Source organism: Micromonospora sp. NPDC007271, from assembly GCF_040634005.1.
Lineage (GTDB): Bacteria > Actinomycetota > Actinomycetes > Mycobacteriales > Micromonosporaceae > Micromonospora.
In genome coordinates, this window is sequence record NZ_JBEYER010000087.1 from 1 (window position 1) to 17,266 (window position 17,266).

15 protein-coding genes and 1 pseudogene are annotated in these 17,266 nt (G+C 72.9%); 6 read left to right on the forward strand and 10 right to left on the reverse strand.

Features of this window, described 5'->3' with window-relative positions:
* On the reverse strand, nt 1-2,936 hold a 2,936-nt coding region (gene uvrA, locus ABZ570_RS25815), incomplete at its 3' end, for an excinuclease ABC subunit UvrA (protein ID WP_358068724.1).
* A gap of 202 nt (nt 2,937-3,138) precedes the next feature.
* Nucleotides 3,139-4,212, reverse strand: coding sequence for a ribosome small subunit-dependent GTPase A (gene rsgA / locus ABZ570_RS25820; RefSeq protein ID WP_358068727.1), 1,074 nt, complete (start codon nt 4,210-4,212; stop codon nt 3,139-3,141).
* Between the two features lie 177 nt (nt 4,213-4,389).
* On the opposite strand from rsgA, the gene ABZ570_RS25825 reads away from it, so the two are divergent.
* Both ABZ570_RS25825 and ABZ570_RS25830 read left to right on the forward strand, forming a co-directional pair.
* Nucleotides 4,390-5,106: a maleylpyruvate isomerase family mycothiol-dependent enzyme gene (locus tag ABZ570_RS25825; RefSeq protein WP_358068730.1), complete on the forward strand. Its 717-nt coding sequence runs from the start codon at nt 4,390-4,392 to the stop codon at nt 5,104-5,106.
* A gap of 8 nt (nt 5,107-5,114) precedes the next feature.
* The gene (locus tag ABZ570_RS25830) at nt 5,115-5,768 is read left to right on the forward strand and encodes an MBL fold metallo-hydrolase (protein WP_358068733.1); all 654 of its coding nucleotides are present in this window, start codon (nt 5,115-5,117) and stop codon (nt 5,766-5,768) included.
* A gap of 66 nt (nt 5,769-5,834) precedes the next feature.
* On the opposite strand, the gene ABZ570_RS25835 is transcribed toward ABZ570_RS25830, so the two are convergent.
* Both ABZ570_RS25835 and ABZ570_RS25840 read right to left on the reverse strand, forming a co-directional pair.
* On the reverse strand, nt 5,835-6,455 hold the full coding sequence (locus tag ABZ570_RS25835) for a VTT domain-containing protein (RefSeq protein WP_358068735.1): 621 nt from the start codon (nt 6,453-6,455) through the stop codon (nt 5,835-5,837).
* An 86-nt stretch (nt 6,456-6,541) separates the two neighbouring features.
* Nucleotides 6,542-7,240 (reverse strand): 50S ribosomal protein L11 methyltransferase, encoded by a 699-nt coding sequence (locus ABZ570_RS25840; protein ID WP_358068738.1) that lies wholly within the window; start codon nt 7,238-7,240, stop codon nt 6,542-6,544.
* 166 nt (nt 7,241-7,406) lie between these two features.
* Between ABZ570_RS25840 and ABZ570_RS25845 the strand changes: the two genes are divergently transcribed.
* Complete coding sequence (locus ABZ570_RS25845; protein WP_358068741.1) at nt 7,407-7,610, forward strand: cold-shock protein; 204 nt, start codon at nt 7,407-7,409, stop codon at nt 7,608-7,610.
* A 51-nt stretch (nt 7,611-7,661) separates the two neighbouring features.
* Here ABZ570_RS25845 and ABZ570_RS25850 read toward each other — a convergent pair whose 3' ends face one another.
* The 5 genes and pseudogenes from ABZ570_RS25850 to ABZ570_RS25870 all read right to left on the reverse strand — a co-directional run.
* Nucleotides 7,662-8,984 (reverse strand): MFS transporter, encoded by a 1,323-nt coding sequence (locus ABZ570_RS25850; RefSeq protein ID WP_358068744.1) that lies wholly within the window; start codon nt 8,982-8,984, stop codon nt 7,662-7,664.
* A complete protein-coding gene (locus ABZ570_RS25855) occupies nt 8,981-9,556 on the reverse strand; it encodes a metalloregulator ArsR/SmtB family transcription factor (protein ID WP_358068747.1) in 576 nt (191 codons plus the stop codon). The genes ABZ570_RS25850 and ABZ570_RS25855 overlap by 4 nt, the downstream gene beginning before the upstream one ends.
* 98 nt (nt 9,557-9,654) lie before the next feature.
* On the reverse strand, nt 9,655-10,563 hold the full coding sequence (locus ABZ570_RS25860) for a hypothetical protein (protein WP_358068751.1): 909 nt from the start codon (nt 10,561-10,563) through the stop codon (nt 9,655-9,657).
* Nucleotides 10,564-11,000: 437 nt separating this feature from the next.
* A complete protein-coding gene (locus tag ABZ570_RS25865; protein WP_358068753.1) occupies nt 11,001-11,876 on the reverse strand; it encodes a transglycosylase SLT domain-containing protein in 876 nt (291 codons plus the stop codon).
* Between the two features lie 142 nt (nt 11,877-12,018).
* Nucleotides 12,019-12,184, reverse strand: a pseudogene (locus ABZ570_RS25870) (DedA family protein); the annotation flags it as partial.
* 180 nt (nt 12,185-12,364) lie between these two features.
* On the opposite strand from ABZ570_RS25870, the gene typA reads away from it, so the two are divergent.
* A complete protein-coding gene (typA, locus tag ABZ570_RS25875; protein ID WP_358068756.1) occupies nt 12,365-14,233 on the forward strand; it encodes a translational GTPase TypA in 1,869 nt (622 codons plus the stop codon).
* A 146-nt stretch (nt 14,234-14,379) separates the two neighbouring features.
* Nucleotides 14,380-15,246: a serine hydrolase gene (locus ABZ570_RS25880; protein WP_358068759.1), complete on the forward strand. Its 867-nt coding sequence runs from the start codon at nt 14,380-14,382 to the stop codon at nt 15,244-15,246.
* Between the two features lie 56 nt (nt 15,247-15,302).
* Here ABZ570_RS25880 and ABZ570_RS25885 read toward each other — a convergent pair whose 3' ends face one another.
* Complete coding sequence (locus ABZ570_RS25885) at nt 15,303-16,100, reverse strand: tyrosine-protein phosphatase (protein ID WP_358068763.1); 798 nt, start codon at nt 16,098-16,100, stop codon at nt 15,303-15,305.
* Nucleotides 16,101-16,143: 43 nt separating this feature from the next.
* Here ABZ570_RS25885 and ABZ570_RS25890 point away from each other — a divergent pair, with 43 nt between their 5' ends.
* On the forward strand, nt 16,144-17,241 hold the full coding sequence (locus tag ABZ570_RS25890) for a dipeptide epimerase (protein ID WP_358068766.1): 1,098 nt from the start codon (nt 16,144-16,146) through the stop codon (nt 17,239-17,241).
* The last annotated feature ends 25 nt before the right edge of the window (nt 17,242-17,266 follow it).

Here is a 17,266-nt window from a genome sequence, read left to right on the forward strand (position 1 = left end):
CCGGCCGGCACCTTGCGGGTACGCGACCTCGCGCCGCCGCCGTTGGCCTTCGCCGCCCGGGTGGTGGCCGCCTTGGCCCCCTTGGCCTCGCCGTCGAGCTTGAGCATCGGGCGCAGGAACTGCCCGGTGTGGCTCTCCGGCACCTCGGCGACCTCCTCCGGGGTGCCGGTGGCCAGCACCGTGCCACCCCGGTGGCCGCCCTCCGGCCCCATGTCGATGATCCAGTCGGCCGTCTTGATCACGTCGAGGTTGTGCTCGATGGTGATCACCGTGTTGCCCTTGTCGACCAGGCCCTCCAGGACCATCAGCAGCTTGCGGATGTCCTCGAAGTGCAGGCCGGTGGTCGGCTCGTCGAGCACGTAGACCGTCCGGCCGGTGGAGCGCTTCTGCAGCTCGGAAGCGAGCTTGACGCGCTGCGCCTCGCCGCCGGAGAGCGTCGGGGCGGGCTGGCCGAGCCGGACGTACCCGAGGCCCACGTCGACCAGGGTCTTGAGGTGCCGGTGGATGGCCGGGATGGCGGAGAAGAACTCGGCCGCCTCCTCGATCGGCATGTCCAGCACCTCGGCGACCGTCCGGCCCTTGTAGTGCACCTCCAGGGTCTCCCGGTTGTACCGGGCGCCCTTGCACACCTCGCACGGGACGTAGACGTCCGGCAGGAAGTTCATCTCGATCTTGATGGTGCCGTCGCCGGAGCACGCCTCGCAGCGGCCGCCCTTGACGTTGAACGAGAACCGGCCCGGCCCGTACCCCCGGACCTTCGCCTCGGTGGTCTCGGCGAAGAGCTTGCGGATGTGGTCCCAGACGCCGGTGTAGGTGGCCGGGTTCGACCGGGGCGTACGCCCGATCGGCGACTGGTCGACGCCGACGACCTTGTCCACGTGCTCCAGGCCGCCGACCCGGGTGTGCCGGCCGGGGACCAGCCGGGCGCCGTTGATCTGGTTGGCCAGGACCGCGTACAGAATGTCGTTGACCAGGGTCGACTTGCCGGAGCCGCTGACCCCGGTGACCGCGATGAGCTGGCCGAGCGGGAACGACACGGTCAGGTTGCGCAGGTTGTGCTCGCGCGCCCCGTGCACCACCAGCTCCCGGCCCGGGGTCTGCGGGCGGCGCTGCTTCGGCGTCGGGATCTCCCTGCGCCCGGCCAGGTACGCCCCGGTGACCGAGTCCTCGTTCTCCAGCAGGGCCGGCACCGAGCCGCTGTGCACGATCCGGCCGCCGTGCTCGCCGGCACCCGGGCCGATGTCGACGATCCAGTCGGCGACCCGGATGGTGTCCTCGTCGTGCTCCACCACGATCAGGGTGTTGCCCAGCCCGCGCAGCCGCAGCAGCGTCTCGATCAGCCGGTGGTTGTCCCGCTGGTGCAGGCCGATGGACGGCTCGTCGAGCACGTAGAGGACGCCGACCAGGCCGGAGCCGATCTGGGTGGCGAGCCGGATGCGCTGCGCCTCGCCGCCGGAGAGTGTGCCCGCCGGGCGGTCCAGGGAGAGGTAGTCCAGGCCGACGTCGAGCAGGAACTTCAGCCGGGCGTTGATCTCCTTGAGCACCCGCTCGGCGATCATCTTCTGCCGGTCCGTGAGCTCGATGCCGACGAGCAGCTCGGCCGCCTCCCCGACGGACAGGTTGCAGACCTCGGCGATGCTCTTGCCGGCCAGGGTGACCGCGAGCACCTCCGGCTTGAGCCGGGTGCCGCCGCAGGCCGCGCAGGGCACGTCCCGCATGTAGCCCTCGTACTTCTCCCGCGACCAATCCGACTCGGTGTCCGTGTGGCGGCGCTCGATCCACTGCACCACGCCCTCGAAGCCGGTGTGGTAGGAGCGCTCACGGCCGTACTTGTTGCGGTAGCGGACGTGCACCTGGTCGTCGGAGCCGTGCAGGATCGTCTTCTGCGCCCGGGACGGCAGCGCCCGCCACGGGGTGTCCAGGTCGAAGTGCTCGGCTTCGCCGAGGGCCTCCAGCAGGCGGAGGAAGTATTCCAGGTTGTGCCCGGTCGCCCAGGGCTGGATCGCGCCGTCACGCAGGGTGCGCTCCGGGTCCGGGATGACCAGCTCCGGGTCGACCTCCTTCTTGGTGCCCAGGCCCGTGCACTCCGGGCAGGCGCCGTACGGGGCGTTGAAGGAGAAGACCCGGGGCTCCAGGTCCTCGATGGCGAGGGGGTGGTCGTTGGGGCAGGCCAGGTGCTCCGAGAAGCGGCGCTCGCGGTCCGGGTCGTCCTCGGCCAGGTCGACGAAGTCGAGCAGCACCAGGCCGCCGGAGAGGCCGAGGGCCGCCTCGACCGAGTCGGTCAGCCGCTGCTTGGCGCTGGGCTTGACGCTGAGCCGGTCGATCACCACCTCGATGGTGTGCTTCTCCTGCTTCTTGAGCTTCGGCGGCTCGGTCAGCGGGTGCACCACGCCGTCCACCCGGGCCCGGGCGTAGCCCTTGGCCTGGAGCTCGGCGAACAGGTCGACGTACTCGCCCTTGCGGCCGCGCACGACCGGGGCGAGCACCATGAACCGGGTGCCCTCGGCCATCGCGAGCACCCGGTCGACGATCTGCTGCGGGCTCTGCCGGGAGATCCGCTCGCCACAGACCGGGCAGTGCGGCTCGCCGATGCGGGCGAACAGCAGCCGGAGGTAGTCGTAGACCTCGGTGATGGTGCCGACGGTGGAGCGCGGGTTGCGCGAGGTGGACTTCTGGTCGATGGACACCGCGGGGCTGAGGCCCTCGATGAAGTCGACGTCGGGCTTGTCCATCTGGCCGAGGAACTGCCGGGCGTACGAGGACAGCGACTCGACGTAGCGCCGCTGGCCCTCGGCGAAGATGGTGTCGAACGCCAGGCTCGACTTCCCCGACCCGGAGAGCCCGGTGAAGACGATCAGGGCGTCCCGGGGCAGGTCGAGACTGACGTCACGCAGGTTGTGCTCGCGCGCGCCACGGATGATCAGTCGGTCGGCCACGGTACGTGTGCTCCCGGAAGAAGAATGTGCGGCGGATCTGTCCGCCCAGCGGCAGGTCTGAGCGGTTTTCGAGGTTGTCCAGGGCGCAGGAAAACGCCCGAGCAACTCTAGCCCCGAGGTACGACAACTTCCGTCGTGCGCACATTCCACCAGGTCAGCCCGGTCGCGCCGGACCCGCGGCCCGACGCGACCGGTGGCCGACTCAGTACCCGCCGGGCGACGGCGGCGACGCCGGACGCGCCCTCCGCCGCCGCTCGGCCCGCCAGTTCCCCCGCCGTTCGGCGGCCAGCCGGGTCTCCCGGCGCCGGCTCTCGTACGCCAGCTCCCGCTGGAGCCGGCGCCAGCTCTCCCAGCGCCGGGCGGACAGCTCGCCGCTCTCCAGGGCCGCCCGCACCGCGCAGGCCGGCTCGGCCTCGTGCCCGCAGTCGGCGTACCGGCAGTCGGCGGCGAGGTCGGTGATGTCCGCGAAGGCCCGGTCCAGCCCGGTCGCGCCGTCCAGCAGGCCGACCGCCCGTACGCCGGGGGTGTCCAGCACGGCGCCCCCGCCGGGGATCGGCACCAGCGCCCGCCAGGTGGTGGTGTGCCGGCCCTTGCCGTCGGACCGGCGGATCGCCTGGGTACGCATCACCTCCGCCCCGGCGAGCGCGTTGACCAGGCTCGACTTGCCCGCCCCGGAGGGCCCGAGCAGGCCGAGGGTCCGCCCCGGCGCGACGTACGGGCGCAGCGGGTCGAGCCCGGTGCCCTGTTCGGCGCTGACCGGCAGCACCGGCACCCCGGGCGCGAGCGCGGCGAGCTGGCGGGCGACGGCCGCCGGATCGGCCGCGAGATCCGCCTTGGTGAGCACGAGCAGCGGCTCCGCGCCGGACTCGTGGGCCAGGGCGAGCAGCCGTTCGATCCGGGCGGCGTCCGGCTCGGGGTGCACCGGCTCGACCACCGCGGCGGCGTCGAGATTGGCGGCGAGCACCTGCCCGCTGGCGTCCTTGCCGGCGGTCCGCCGGACCAGCGCGGTGCGGCGGGGCAGCACCGCCTCGACGGTGACCGGTCCGTCCGGCCAGGTGCCCAGCAGCACCCAGTCGCCCGCGCAGGGCAGCGCGGTCAGGTCCCGGGCCGCGGCGGCCAGCACCGCCCCGCCCAGGCTGGCCCGGACCGGCCCGTCGGGGCGCAGCACCGTGCAGATCCCGCGGTCGACCCGGGCCACCCGCCCCGGATCGGTGTGTCGTCGTACGTGCGCCGCCCGGTCGGCGTCCCAGCCGAGGGCGGTCAGGTCGAGTGTCATGGCGTCCTCATCGGTGTCGAGGGGTTCATGGCGGAACACGGGTGCTACGACCGGCATGCTCACCACCTCCGCTCCGACTCCCGGTGCCGCGTTCTGCGACGACGGTAGGGGGCGCGCCGACCCGCCGAAAGCGATTTCCCCGGCGACGCGGCGACGCCGTACCGTTAGGGTCGACGAGTGACCAGCGATCCGCTGCTGCTGACCGGCGAGGTGGACGACGCCACGGCCCGGCTGCTGCGTACCGTGACCGCCTTCGACGCCGCGGACGTCGCCGCCGCGTCCCTGCTGCCGGGCTGGACCCGCGGCCACGTGCTGACCCACCTGGCCCGCAACGCCGACGGCTTCGTCAACCTGCTCACCGCCGCCCGCACCGGTGACCCCATCCCGATGTACGCCAGCGCCGAGGCCCGGTCCGCCGACATCGGGGCCGGGGCCGGCCGTACCCCGGCCGACCTCCTCGACGACCTGCGTCGCAGCGCCGAGCGGTTCGCGGCGGCGGTCGAGGCGATGCCGGTCGAGGCGTGGGCGGCCACCGTGCAGACCCGCCGCGGCCCGTGGCCGGCCGCGATGCTGGTCTGGGGGCGGCTGCGGGAGGTGGAGGTGCACCACGTCGACCTGGCCGCCGGTTACCGGCCGACGGACTGGCCGGAGGCGTTCGCCCAGCGGCTGCTGCACGAGGTGGCCACCGGGCTGGCCGACAACCCGGCGGCACCGGCCATGGTGCTGCGGTTCGACGGGTTCCGCCACGAGATCGTGGTGGGTGAGCCCGCGGGAGCGCCCACGGTCACCGGCCCCGCGCGGGAGCTCGCCGCCTGGCTGATCGGCCGCAGCGCCGGCGAGGTGCTCACCGTCACGCCCGACGGTCCCCTGCCGACCCCACCGGAATGGATATAGAACTCGTCATGACCTACACCGGAGACGTCACGCCCGGCGGCACGCCGGCCGTCCGCGAACTCGACCGGCTCACCATCACCAAGATCTCGGTGGGGCCGATGGACAACAACGCCTACCTGCTGCGCTGCCGGGACAGCGGCGAACAGGTGCTCATCGACGCCGCGAACGAGGCGCCCCGCCTGCTCGAGCTGGTCGGCGACGGCGGCCTGGCCGCGGTGGTGACCACGCACCGGCACATGGACCACTGGGTGGCCCTGGAGGAGGTGGTCGCCAAGACCGGTGCCCGCCCGCTGGTGCACGCCGACGACGCGGAGGGGCTGCCGATCGACGCCGAGCCGCTACGCGAGGGCGACACGGTGGCGGTCGGTGACTGCGCACTGGAGGTGATCCACCTCAAGGGACACACCCCGGGTTCGATCGCGCTGCTCTACCGGGATCCGTCCGGCATACCGCACCTGTTCACCGGGGACAGCCTCTTCCCGGGCGGGGTCGGCAACACCGACCAGGACCCGGAGCGGTTCGGGCAGCTCATCGACGACGTCGAGCACAAACTGTTCGGCCGGCTGCCGGACGAGACCTGGTTCTACCCGGGGCACGGCAAGGACAGCACCCTCGGCGCCGAGCGGCCCGCGCTGCCGCAGTGGCGGGCCCGCGGCTGGTGACGGTCGTCCGCCGGCGCGGGTCCGCCGCCCGCACGACCGGGCCTTCCGCCCGGTGGTGCGGGAAGCTCAAGCCCCCTCCACCGCGGCGAGCGCGCGCAGCCGACGCCGCGCGCCGAACAGCACCGGCCCGGCCAGCAGCAGCCCGACCAGCATGGTGACCAGCGCGGGGCTGGGCGCGCCGGGCAGCAGGGCGGTCGCCGCCCGGGCCACCGTGCCGAGGGCGACGTAGAGGCCGGCCCACAGGGTCGCCCCGAGCGCCGCCGCGCTCAGGAATCTGAGGTACGACATCCGCAACCCGCCGGCGGCCAGCGGCAGCAGCGCGTTGAGCACCGGCAGGAAGGGCGCGACCAGCACCATCCGGCCGCCACCGCGGCGCAGCACCGCCTCCGCCGCCGCCCAGCGTGACTCGCCGACCCACCCGCCCAGCCGGCTCTCCCGCAACGAGGCGCCCCAGCGTCGCCCGGCCAGGAAGCTCAGCGACCAGCCGGCGAGGCAGCCGGCCACCACCGTCGCGACGGTGGCGATCCCCGTCGCCGGCCGGCCGGCCCCGACGGCCGCGAGGACGGCGGCGTCGCCGGGCACCAGCACCCCGAGCAGGGGTACGGCGTCGGCGAGCATGACCAGGCCGAGGGCGGCCATGAGGCACGCGGTGGGCAGCTCGCCGACCTGGGCCAGCAGATCTGTCATGTAGCTACGCTAAAGTCCCCGCCCTCCCGACGCAGCGGGCCCGATCCCCCACCCGACCGTGAGATCGTCTCGGGGTTGGCCCTGAGTCAGCGGCCGTCCAGCGTCGGACGCAGCACCTGGACCCGGCGTACCGGGGTGTCGACCGAGGGCTCGGTGGTGGGCACCGGGTAGCTGGCCACCACCTCGAGTCGGTCGGGTGGCAGGTGCCCCCGGTCGGGGTCACCGACCAGCACCTCGACGCCCCGCTCGACGGCCCGCTGCAGGAACGGCAGCACCCGCTCGGCCAGGGCCGCCTCGTAGAGCACGTCACCGGCCAGCAGCAGGTCGGCGCGGACCGTGGCGTCCAGCAGGTCACCGCCGGTGGCCGCGACGGCCACCCGGTTGGCCCGGGCGTTGACGGTGACGGCGGCGACCGCGTACGGGTCGATGTCGTTGGCGACCACCCGCTCGGCCCCGGCCAACGCGGCGGCGATGGCCACCAGCCCGGATCCGGCGGCCAGGTCGAGCACCCGCCGGCCGGCGGCCAGCTCGGGGTGGTCGAGCAGGTGGCGGGCCAGCGCCTGGCCGCCCGCCCAGACCGAGGCCCAGTACGGCGGCGGCAGCGAGTGGCCGGCCGCCGCCTCCATCCGGGCCCACCAGAGGATCGCGTCCTCGGCCAGATGCAGCCGCACCTCGGGCACGAAGGGCGCGCGGACCAGCCGGAGCCGGTCCGGGCCGGCACCGGGCGCGGCGATCTCCTGCTCCAGGTCGGTCAGCGCCGTCGGTCCTCTCACCGGGGCAAGCATGCCGGGTGCCGGCCCGCCACGGGGGGATTTTCCCGCGCGGGGCGTATTCCCGAGGCACGCCGGCACTTCCGCCAGCGGATCCCGGTTCGGACGGTTACTGTCGGGAAGGTACAGGGCGATCATCGGCTGCGGCCGGTGCTCACCCGCTTTGAACAGGGAGAGACGCATGGCAACCGGCACGGTCAAGTGGTTCAACTCGGAAAAGGGCTTCGGCTTCATCGAGCAGGACGGTGGGGGGCCGGACGTGTTCGTCCACTACTCGGCCATCCAGTCCAGCGGCTACCGTGAGCTGCAAGAGGGACAGAAGGTCGAGTTCGAGGTGACCCAGGGGCAGAAGGGCCCGCAGGCGGACAACGTCCGCCCACAGTAGGTCCGTGCCGGCGGCGGTGGTCGGAGGTCCGACCGCCGCCGCAGCGCATGCTCACGCCGGCGACGCCGGCAGGTCGCGGCGCCGCCGTAGCGGCCCGACCAGCAGGATCAGCGGGGTCAGCGCCAGCCACGCGGTCATCACCCGGATCGCCCCGGCCGGGCCCCAGGTGGTGCCCATGGCGCCGGCCAGCACGGCCGCCAGCGGGATGATCCCGAAGTTCAGCAGCTGCATGCTCACCGTCACCCGCCCGAGCAGGGCGTGTGGGGTGTACGTCTGCCGGAAGCTGCCCTTGACCACGTTGCCGACCGCGACGCCCAGGCTGACCAGTGCGCCGCCGAGCACCAGCCACGCCGCCCGCGGACCCGGGCCGGCCAGCGGGATGAGCAGCGCGGGCGGCCCGGTGGCCGCGGCGGCGAGCAGCAGCGCGCGGGCGGAGCCGAACCGGCGGGCGATGACGGTGGCGAGCGCGGCGCCGACGACTCCGCCCACACTGGCCAGTCCGATCAGCAGGCCGACCAGGCCCGCCGGCAGCCCGGCGGAGCGGACCAGGAAGACCACGAGGACGGCCTGGTAGCCGGTGAGCCCGATGTTGTTGGCCGCCCCGAACACGGTCAGCACCCGCAGGTACCGGTCCCGGACGACGAACCGCAGCCCGTCCGCCACCTCCCGGGCCAGCGAGGACGGTCCGGCGGGTCGGCCGGGTCGCGGCTCGACCGTCCGGATGCGTCCCAGGCAGGCGGCGGAGACCAGGAAGGTCACCGCGTCGAGCAGCACCGCGGTCACCGCGCCGACGAGCTGGGCGATCAGGCCGGCCAACCCGGGACCGACCAGGTAGCTGGCGGTCTGGGTGGCGTGCAGCTTCGCGTTGCCCTCCGGCAGCTGCTCGGGCCGCAGCAGGGTGGGCAGGTACACCTGGTTCGCGGTCTCGAAGAACACCCGGGCCAGGCCGGCGCCCAGCGCCACGACGAGCAGCTGGCCGATGGTGAGCACGTCGAGCAGGGCGGACACCGGGACGCTGAGGAACAGTGCCGCCGACACCAGGTCGCAGGCGATCATCACCGGACGGCGGCGTACCCGGTCCACCCACGCCCCGGCGAACAGGCCGGCCAGCAGCCACGGCAGCCAAGCCGCCGCGGTGAGGACCGCCACCTGGAACGTGGTCGCGTGCAGCACCACCACCGCCGCCAGCGGCAGCGCCACGGCGGTCACGTTGCTGCCCACGGCGCTGACCGTCTGCCCGGCCCAGAGCAGCCGGAAGTCGCGGTGCCGGAACAGTCCGCCGGGTCGCGGCACCACCGGCCCAGGCGTACGGACCGGCGTGGTGCCGGCGGCGGAGTGGCTGACCCCGACCCCGGCGGCCGGACGAGCGGTCACGGTCGGCCCGGGACGCCGTGCGCGAACAGGAAGACCGGCTCGCGTCGCCGTCCGTCGTCCGGGACCGGCCGATCGGCCCAGCGGGCGAACAGCTCGGTCACCTCGCGGCCCAGCTCAGCCAGCTCCTCGGGGGTCAGGTGCAGCCAGCTGTCGGTGCTGAACGGCCCGTCGCCCCAGGCCGCGTGGGCGTCCTCGGCCGCGGCGTGCCAGGCACGGACGAGGGCGACGTGCCGGTCCAGATTGAGCGAGGTGGCGGCGTCGGCCGCTGCCCGGGCGGCGGGGTCGCCGTCGAAATCGGTGTCGGACCAGCGCACCGCGCGGGCGCGCAACCGCCACCAGCGCTCGCGGCGATCCCGGGCCAGTTCGGGGGCGTCGTCCACCAGCTCGGCAGCGGCCAGCACCTTCAGGTGGTGGCTGACGTTCGCCGGCGCCTGGCCGGTCCGCTCGGCGAGCAGGCCGACGGTCGACGGGCCGTACACCTTGAGCACGTCCATGAGCCGGCGTCGCAACGGATGGGCGAGCGCCGCGAGGACGCGTGAGTCGGTGACGTGCCGGACGTCAGGCTTCTCCATGGCGGACAGTCTGACATTCGCAAGAGCTATTGCGCAATGACTATTGCGGAAACGCGTCCGGCCGGTGCGGCGTGCCGCCGCGCCGGCCGGCGCCCCGGTCAGGCGATCAGCCGGCGGGACAGTTCGTCGGCGACGTCCTTCGCCACCTGCGGGGGGATCGCGGCGGCGATCTTCTCCGCCGGCAGCCCGGCGAGCACGCCGGTGATGATCTGCTGCTCGTCGGTGAAGTCCTTGTTGGACAGCGCGCCCACCTGGGCGACGAGCGCGGGCCAGGCCTTCAACATGGTGAGCAACTGCTGCAACGGCGATCCCGGCTGGGGCGGGTTGACCAGACCGGTCGTGTCGACCGGCGAGATCAGCCAGTTACGGAGGTTCTCCAGGTCGGCCAGCACGTTGCCGACGGTGCGGTTGGTGTTCCCGGTGTCGTTGGTGAGCTTGTCGGTCTGTTCCATGTCGATCTCCGGATTCACTGGGGCGATCAGGCCGATCGCCGTGAGGTAGCGGCGGAACAGCGGGGTCTGGTCGCGGTTCGCCTTGGTGGAGTCGCGGAAGAAGCTGAAGTGGGTGTGGATCAGGTGGCTGCTGTCGCCGGTGGTGCGTCTGCCCAGCCGGTCCCAGCGCTTCACGGTCCTGCCGTCGGGGGAGTAGATGATCTCTCTGATGTCCTTGGTGTCCGCGGCACCGGCCTGGCACTGCGCCACGAACCAGGTGGAGAAGCTGCGCAGGTTGTGGGTGGCACCGGCGGACCCGACCGAGAACATGCCCACGTCCAGGGCGGACGCGTCCAGGGTCAGCCCGGAGGAGTCCCGAGCGGACTCCACCACCGAGTAGTCGTCGGGCACCACCCGGTCGGAGCCGCAGTGATATCCGCCCCTGTGGTTGGCGTCACCGACGATGCCGACCTCGCCGGGTTCGAGATCGGCGCTGCGGACGGTGTTCTTGTCGACGTTGAGGTAGTTGAGCAGAAGGTTGCGGACGGCCAACAGGTTCTCCGGGGCTCGTGTCATGAATCCCCCTTCCGGATCGTTCACCCGGCCGGACACGTGGTCACTGCGCGTGAAGGCGTCCGATGTGGGGACGCGTCCGGTCGGGCCAGTGCACGGCACCGGGCAGTTGCCCCGAGACTATCCCCGCCGCCGGCGGTATGCCCAGGTCAGAGGCACTATCTGGAACTGTGAGGAGGCTGTGGACGGCGGCTGCGCGTGGGCAGCACAGCGGCCGAGGAATGCGCGGGGTCGTGCAGCACCCGACACAAACAGTGATGGGATTTCCCAGCGGCCCGCCCGTCCAGGTAGGACAGCTCGCGACGCGGGGGCCGCGGTCGGTGCGTGCCGTGTCCCGGCTCGGCGCCGCCGTCGTCCGCGGGCTGCTCGTCGACCACGTGCTGGGTACCTCCGCACGCGAGAGGGCCCGGCGGTCGACCGCCGGGCCCCACTACGTCAACTCAGAAGCTCAGGCATTCGCACTCTGTCATCAACGCCCGCACGTTGCGCACGTACTGCGGGTTGGGGATGGTGAGCGGCTCACCCTCCCGGGCCACCGCGTTGTGCCCGTAGTTGTAGGCCGCGATGACCGCGTTGAGCAGGCACGAGTTCAGCTCGGACGTGCACAGCGCGGCGTCCAGCCGGTAGTCCGACTCGAAGTACATGTCCCCGATGTACTTGGTCAGCCAGGCGAGGTAGTTCGCACCCAGGTACGCGTTGTCCCGGTAGGCGTTGATGTCGTACGTCTGGCCGAAGCGCCGGTTCATCCAGTCCGCGGTGTCCGGCATGACCTGCATCAGCCCGATACCGCCGTCGCAGGCCACGATGTTGGACTGCCAGCCGCTCTCCTGCCAGGCCGTGGCCTTGACCAGGTTGAGCGGGATCTTGATGTCGGGCGCCGAGGTCGGCCAGTACGTCTTCGCGGCCGCGTCCGACAGGGCCGTCTTCACCTGGCTCCGAGTCGCCTGGGTGCCTTTGTAGCTGGGCTGGCAGCCGCTGGACGTCGGCTTCGGCGGGGGCGGCGGGACCTGGGTCTCGGTCGGCGGCTTCGGCGTGGCGAGCGGCCCGGGGGCGGTCCGGGTGCGCTTCGGCTTCGGCTTCGCCGTCGGTGTGGCGCTCGGGCTGGGCCTGGTGCTGGGCGCCACGCCCATCTGCTCGACCGCCGGCGGTGTCGACGCCTCGGTCGGTTCGTCGGCCGCCGCCTCGACCGGCACCTCGCTGGGCAGTTCGACCGCCACCTCGCGCGACGGCCCTTCCTCGCCACCGCAGCCGGCGATCCCGACCGCCAGCAGCAGGGCCGTGGCCGCCGTGGCCCACCGGCCGATTCCCCGATGCATCGGACCCCTCCCCACGGTTGTCCGCCGCACCCTAACAAGAATCGGCCGGCCGCCGGGGACACGCGTCACCGTCCGGAACGGCTGCGGCCGGCGCCGGCCGCCCGGAGGTTCACCCGCCCCGCGCCGGTGGCCCGCCGCCAACGGCGCGGAAGGCGAGTGTGTCACCGATCACGGCGGCAGCCCTCATCGCCCGCAGCGGTGGGACGAGCCGCAGCGCCCGCGTACGCTAGAAAACCGACCAGCAGCAGGGTCACCCCGCCCGGCACCAGCAGTCCGAAGATCACCGCGGTCTCGCCCGCGACGATCATCGCGGCGACCAGGAGACCGGCGGGCCCTGCGGTTACGTCAGCAGGTCAGGCACCGCCCCCGTCCGGGGCCGGCATGCCGGTCGCTGAACCGGTCGGGACAGCAGTTTCGGCACAGACAGGGGCGGTCCCGGGGTGACCCCGGGGCGTCCAGCGGCAACCGCAGACAGGAGTATGGAGGGTATGCAGCTACGCACCGACCTCCGCAACGTCGCCATCATCGCCCACGTCGACCACGGCAAGACGACCCTGGTCGACGCCATGTTGCGGCAGGCCGGCGCCTACGGCGCCCGCGGTGAGGTCACCGAGCGGGTCATGGACTCGATGGACCTCGAGCGGGAAAAGGGCATCACCATCCTCGCCAAGAACACCGGCGTGCGATACCTGCCGGCGGACGGGTCCGAGCCGGTCACCATCAACATCATCGACACCCCCGGCCACGCCGACTTCGGCGGCGAGGTCGAGCGCGGCCTGACCATGGTCGACGGCGTGATTCTGCTGGTCGACGCCAGCGAGGGCCCGCTGCCGCAGACCCGGTTCGTGCTCCGCAAGGCCCTCAAGGCCCGGCTGCCGATCATCCTGGTGATCAACAAGGTGGACCGGCCCGACGCCCGGATCAAGGAGGTCGTGGACGAAGCCTACGAGCTCTTCCTCGACCTGGACGCCGACGAGGAGCAGATCGACTTCCCGATCATCTACGCCTGCGCCCGCGACGGCATCGCCTCGCTCACCCAGCCGGCGGACGGCGCGGTGCCGCAGGACAGCCACAGCCTGGAGCCGCTGTTCCGCACCCTGCTCGACACCATCCCGCCGCCCGCGTACGAGGAGGACGCGCCGCTGCAGGCGCACGTCACCAACCTCGACGCCTCGCCGTTCCTCGGCCGGCTGGCGCTGTGCCGGGTCCGGCAGGGCACCATCAACAAGGGCCAGACGGTGGCCTGGTGCCGCACCGACGGCAGCACCCAGCGGGTACGCATCTCCGAGCTGCTGATGACCGAGGGCCTGGAGCGCAAGCCGGCCGAGTCCGCCGGGCCGGGCGACATCATCGCCGTCGCCGGTATCCCGGAGATCATGATCGGCGAGACGCTGGCCGACGCCGAGAACCCGGTGCCGCTGCCGCTGATCACCGTCGACGAGCCGGCCATCTCGATGACCATCGGCACCAACACCTCGCCGCTGGTCGGCCGGGTCAAGGGCGCCAAGGTCACCGCGCGCATGGTCAAGGACCGCCTCGACAAGGAGCTGATCGGCAACGTCTCGCTGCGGGTGCTGCCCACCGAGCGCCCGGACGCCTGGGAGGTACAGGGCCGCGGCGAGCTGGCGCTGGCGATCCTGGTCGAGCAGATGCGCCGCGAGCAGTACGAACTGACCGTCGGCAAGCCGCAGGTGGTCACCCGGGAGATCGACGGCCGCACCTGTGAGCCGGTCGAGCGACTGACCATCGACGCACCCGAGGAGTACCTGGGCGCGATCACCCAGCTGTTGGCCACCCGCAAGGGCCGGATGGAGCAGCTGGTCAACCACGGCACCGGCTGGATCCGGATGGAGTGGCTGGTCCCGGCCCGCGGCCTGATCGGCTTCCGCACCGAGTTCCTCACCGAGACCCGGGGCACCGGCATCCTGCACCACGTCTTCGAGTCGTACGAGCCGTGGTTCGGCGAGCTGCGTACCCGGGCCACCGGCTCGCTGGTCGCCGACCGGTCGGGCGCCGCCACCGCCTTCGCGATGATGAACCTCCAGGAGCGCGGCACGCTCTTCGTCGAGCCCGGCACCGAGGTGTACGAGGGCATGATCGTCGGGGAGAACTCCCGCTCCGACGACATGGACGTCAACATCACCAAGGAGAAGAAGCTCACCAACATGCGCTCCTCGACCGCGGAGGAGACCGAGAAGCTGATCCCGCCGCGCAAGCTGTCGCTGGAGCAGGCCCTCGAGTTCTGCCGCGAGGACGAGTGCGTCGAGGTGACCCCGGCCGCGGTCCGGATCCGCAAGGTGACCCTCGACCAGACCCAGCGCGGCCGGATGGCCGCCCGCCGCAAGCACGCCGGCTGACCCCGCCCACCCGCGCCAGCCTCCGGTGATCATGAGGTTGACGGCGATCGGAGAGATCGACATCGCCGTCAACCTCATGATCAACGCCGGTGCCGGGGCCACCGGCAGGGCCGCAGGGCCGCCGATGATCCGCTACGGTCAGCGGCATGACCTGGGAGGATCTCGACGCGCACCTCGACAAGGTGCCGGGCACCGTCTCCGCGTACATGGGACGGCTGGGCGCCCCACCCACCTGGACCCGGCTGGCCGACGCCACCCACTACGCGGCCAGCACCATGAAAGCCGCCGTGCTGGTCGCGCTGTACCGCGCCGCCGAGGCCGGCCGGCTGGACCTGGACGCCCCGGTCCCGGTGCGCAACAGCTTCGACTCCGCCGCGCCGGGCGCACCCCGCTTCGCCAACGATCAGAACTACGACAACGACGACGCGGTGTGGGCGCGGGTCGGCGCCACCGCACCGCTGCGCTGGCTCGCGGACCGCATGATCGTCCGGTCCAGCAACCTCGCCACCAACATCGTCATCGGCCACGTCGGACTCCCCGCGGTGGCCGAGGCGTGGACGCTCGCCGGGGCCCGGCACAGCGCCACCGGCCGGGGCATCGAGGACTACGCGGCCCGGGAAGCGGGCATCGACAACCTGGTCACCGCCGCCGACCTGGCCGCCCTGCTCGGCGAGCTGGCCCTCGGCGCCCGCCGGTCCGGCCCGCTGGCGTCCCCGGCGGGGTGCGCGTCCATGCTGGACGTGCTGTTCGCCCAGGAACACCGGGAGGACCTCGCCGCCGGGCTGCCGGAGGGGATCCGGATCGCCCACAAGAACGGCTGGATACGGGGCGTCCGGCACGGCGCCGGGGTGGTCTTCCCGGCCGACGCGCCGCCGTACACGATCGTCGTCTGCACCACCACCGAGCTGGCCGACGGCGGCCCGAGCGGCGAGGAGACCGAGGACGACGCGTGCCGCCTGATCGCGAACATCTCCGCGAAGGTGTGGGAGTCCCGGCACGAGCTGACCGACTGACGACCGCCCGGCCCCCGCCCAGCCGAGGCCGGGCCGGGGGCCGGGCGGGCCGGCGCTCACTCCAGCAGGGTCGCCCGCAGCGCGGCGATCATCCCGTCGGTGACCCCCAACCCGTCGCGCAGGTACGCCCCGAACGTCCCGTGCACCCGCCGCACCTCGTCGTACGCGGCGTCCAGGTACTCCGGCCGCACCTCCAGCAGCGGGCGCGCGACCGCCGGGTCCAGGTCCGGCCGTTGGCGGGTCATCGCCGCGAGCAGCACCTCGCGCAGGCTCTCGGTCAGCTCGTTGTGGCGCAGGTAGTCGGCCCGGATCGCCGGCTCGTCCACCCCGAGCGCGGTCAGCAGCACCACCGACAGCCAACCGGTCCGGTCCTTGCCGGCCGAGCAGTGGAACAGCAGCGGCAGGTTCGCCGCGTCGGCGGCCAGCCGCAGCGCCGCGGCGAACCCGGCCCGCGCCGACTCGCCGGTGACGAACCACCGGTAGATCGCGGCCATCGCCGCCGGCATGCCCTCCCGGGCGAGCTCGTCGTACGCACCCAGGTCGTGACCGAGCAGCACCGCCGAGACGTACGTGAAGACCGGGTGGGCCGGGTCGTACACGGGCAGGTGCACCACCCGCGGCTCCCCGACCAGACGGTCCGGCGGGGCGACCACCTGCTCCGTGGCGTGCCGCAGGTCGACCACACAGGCGGGGGCCAGCTTGCCCAGCACCGGCAGGTCCTCATCGGTGAGCCGGCCCAGGGCGGCGGTGCGGATCAGCCGGCCGGGGCGTACCCGCCGCCCGTCCGCGGCCGGCAGGCCACCCAGGTCACGGGCGTTCGGCGCGCCCACCAGTTCCCAGTCCCGTCCCATCATCGGCCTCCCCGGTCCACAACCACCGCTGTATAGAGTGCCGGACATGAGCATCGCCGCGGTACGCACCCACCGGCTCACCGCCCCCTTGCACACCCCGTTCGTCACCGCGCTACGCCGGGCGACCACCGTGGACACCCTGGTCGTCGAGGTGGTCGACACCGACGGGCGGTCCGGGTTCGGCGAGGCCCCACAGGTCTGGCAGGTCACCGGGGCGTCCCTCGCCGGCGCCGAGGCGTGCGTCGGGGACGTCCTCGCCCCCACGCTGGCCGGGCGGGACGCCGACGACCTCCAGGCCCGCTGTGCCGAGGTACGCCGCGCGGTGGTCGGCAACGAGTCCGCCAAGGCGGCCGTCGACGTCGCCCTGCACGACCTGGCCGCGCGGCGGCTCGGCGTACCGCTGGTCCGGCTGCTCGGCGGCACCGCGCTGCGGGTCCCGACGGACGTCACCCTGGCCGCCGGCGACGCGATGGACCTGGCCGCCGTCGCGAAGCAGCGCCAGGCAGAGGGCTTCACCGTGCTCAAGCTGAAGGTCGGCACCGACGCCCGGAGCGACCTCGACCGGGTCCGCGCGGTCCGCGCCGCGGTCGGCCCGGACGTCCGCATCCGGCTGGACGCCAACCAGGGCTGGACGCCGCGCGAGGCGGTCCGGGTCATCCGCGGCATCGAGGACGCCGGGCTCGACGTCGAACTGGTCGAGCAGCCCGTCCACCGCCGCGACCTGGCCGGCCTGGCCTGGGTCAGCGACCGGGTCGACCTGCCGATCCTCGCCGACGAGTCGGTCTTCGACGTCCGCGACCTGGTCGAGGTGATCCGCCACCGGGCCGCTGACATGGTGAACGTCAAGCTGGCCAAGTGCGGCGGCCTGCACACCGCCCGGACGCTGCTCGACCTCGCCGCCGCCCAGGGGATGGGCACGATCGTCGGCTCGATGATGGAGAGCCCGGTGGGGGTGGGCGCAGCGGCCAGTCTGGTCGCCGCGTACGGCACCAGCGCCGTCTCCGACCTCGACGCCGCCTGGTGGCTGGCCCGGTCGCCGGTGCGCGGCGGCATCCGGTACGACGGCGCGAGCGTCCTGCTGCCGGACGCGCCCGGCCTCGGCATCTCCACCGTGGGTGAAGTCAATGTTCAGCCGCGCGGTTGAGGGCTGGCGGAATTTTTCATAGGGT

What these genes read in the sequence shown, in the direction of transcription:
- rsgA (WP_358068727.1), bottom strand. Translation starts at nt 4,212, where the DNA reads ATGACACTCGACCTGACCGCCCTCGGCTGGGACGCCGACCGGGCGGCG.
- ABZ570_RS25830 (WP_358068733.1), top strand. Translation starts at nt 5,115, where the DNA reads ATGACCTACACCGGAGACGTCACGCCCGGCGGCACGCCGGCCGTCCGC.
- ABZ570_RS25835 (WP_358068735.1), bottom strand. Translation starts at nt 6,455, where the DNA reads ATGACAGATCTGCTGGCCCAGGTCGGCGAGCTGCCCACCGCGTGCCTC.
- ABZ570_RS25840 (WP_358068738.1), bottom strand. Translation starts at nt 7,240, where the DNA reads ATGCTTGCCCCGGTGAGAGGACCGACGGCGCTGACCGACCTGGAGCAG.
- ABZ570_RS25845 (WP_358068741.1), top strand. Translation starts at nt 7,407, where the DNA reads ATGGCAACCGGCACGGTCAAGTGGTTCAACTCGGAAAAGGGCTTCGGC.
- ABZ570_RS25855 (WP_358068747.1), bottom strand. Translation starts at nt 9,556, where the DNA reads ATGGAGAAGCCTGACGTCCGGCACGTCACCGACTCACGCGTCCTCGCG.
- ABZ570_RS25860 (WP_358068751.1), bottom strand. Translation starts at nt 10,563, where the DNA reads ATGACACGAGCCCCGGAGAACCTGTTGGCCGTCCGCAACCTTCTGCTC.
- ABZ570_RS25865 (WP_358068753.1), bottom strand. Translation starts at nt 11,876, where the DNA reads ATGCATCGGGGAATCGGCCGGTGGGCCACGGCGGCCACGGCCCTGCTG.
- typA (WP_358068756.1), top strand. Translation starts at nt 12,365, where the DNA reads ATGCAGCTACGCACCGACCTCCGCAACGTCGCCATCATCGCCCACGTC.
- ABZ570_RS25880 (WP_358068759.1), top strand. Translation starts at nt 14,380, where the DNA reads ATGACCTGGGAGGATCTCGACGCGCACCTCGACAAGGTGCCGGGCACC.
- ABZ570_RS25885 (WP_358068763.1), bottom strand. Translation starts at nt 16,100, where the DNA reads ATGATGGGACGGGACTGGGAACTGGTGGGCGCGCCGAACGCCCGTGAC.
- ABZ570_RS25890 (WP_358068766.1), top strand. Translation starts at nt 16,144, where the DNA reads ATGAGCATCGCCGCGGTACGCACCCACCGGCTCACCGCCCCCTTGCAC.